Raw genomic sequence first — 1452 nt, 5'->3', positions numbered from 1 at the left:
TATGATATTAAAGCCGTAGCGGCTAAGCTTTTTCAGGCGCTATTTAGCATTAAAAGCGCCTTATTTTGTTGATTCAAGCGAAAATTCTATCAAAGCCGCCGCCGCAATCGAAACGCTGATATTCAATTTTATATAGGCCGTTACGCTTTGGGTGTCGAATGGCCCAAAACCGGGCGCGCTATTAAAAGATCGAGAGGAGATCGCTCGCCTTAAAAGCGCAATCTGTAGAAGCCTACACCTGCGGCTTAAATTTCACGGAATTTAAACGCGATACAAACTAAAGCAGCCGTAGTCGGTGCGCACGGCTAAAAATTCCTCGCCGTTTATGCGCTCAAATTTCGCCTCGCAGCGCTTCACGACATGCGAGAGCTCAAAGCTAAGCTGCAAATTTCCGCTTTTTAGATCGATGATGCGGGCTTTGTCGTAGCTAACTAGCGCGAGTCTCGAACCGTCCGCGCTAACGCAAAGCTCGTCCGCCTCGGCGCATTCGCCTCGCAGCCACGCAGGATTAAGCCGCTCGCCGCTTGTAGCGTCAAGGCAAAATAGCTTGCCCGCGTAGCACTCCTTGCCCAGCACCGAGCCGTCCGCTAAAAAGCAAATTTTATCAAAAATGCCGAAGTCGCCTTTTGTATCGTTTAAAATTTTGCCGTTTAGCGTGTTTAAAATTTTTATCTCGTTTTGCTTGCAGCAAAGCGCAAGTCGCGTGCCGTCAGCGTCGAGCGCGGCGCACAAGATCGGAGTGTAGCTTTTAATTTCGAATCTGTACTCGGCCAGAGGCGAAATCTCGCCGCCGCGCAGAGTAAAAATTTGACCGAACATCGCAAACGCCGCCGTATCTTTCGCAGCGCAAACAAAACTCGTAAATTCTTTGCTATTTTTAAAGCTCAACCATTGAGAGAGATCGCTAAATTCGCCACTTGCCGGGTCAAATTTAAAGATAAAATGATCCAGATCCAAAAGCAAAACCTCGCCCGCGCGCTCAGCCTGCCATGCAAGCGGCTTTGGCAGGACGATCTGCTGCTTTACGGCGCCGCTCGCGTCCAGCCTGATGAGAAAGTCATCCAGCGCGCCGCCCTCTTTGTAGCCGCCGCATTTATAGACAAAAAGCTCGCCTTCCGTGCTTGCAAAGGCCAGCGCACCCGTGTATCCGCCGCCGATATAGACGTGCAAACTCGCTTCGCCCGCTTTCGCGTTTGCATTTTGCAGGACATAGCCCTTCTTTAGGCTCTCCCACTCCTTTTTCGCGCAGGCTTTTTGCGCCTCGCCAGCGCTTTCAAACTCCTTTTGCGTCTGCCTAGTTTTGCCGTTTTTGATGCTCTCGCTTAGCAAAATTTGACCCTCTACGCGCAAATTTAGGCGGTCACCGCCGCTTAAATTTATTAAATTTTTCATTTTTACTCCTGCGGATTAGTTTTAAAAATTATCGCAAAGCGGCGCTTAAAAGCCGCTAAA

General features: G+C 49.6%; 1 protein-coding gene. It reads right to left on the bottom strand.

The features are described from left to right. Positions 1-261: 261 nt before the first annotated feature. Complete coding sequence (locus Q0135_RS04195) at positions 262-1392, bottom strand: WD40 repeat domain-containing protein (protein WP_297988526.1); 1131 nt, start codon at positions 1390-1392, stop codon at positions 262-264. Positions 1393-1452: the final 60 nt, after the last annotated feature.

The sequence above is a fragment of the uncultured Campylobacter sp. genome (assembly GCF_937981295.1).
GTDB lineage: Bacteria > Campylobacterota > Campylobacteria > Campylobacterales > Campylobacteraceae > Campylobacter_B.
This window is presented reverse-complemented; position numbering and strand designations above follow the sequence as displayed.

Bases quoted from the DNA above. Each gene is read 5' to 3' on its own strand.
- Q0135_RS04195 (WP_297988526.1), bottom strand. From the start codon at position 1,392: ATGAAAAATTTAATAAATTTAAGCGGCGGTGACCGCCTAAATTTGCGC.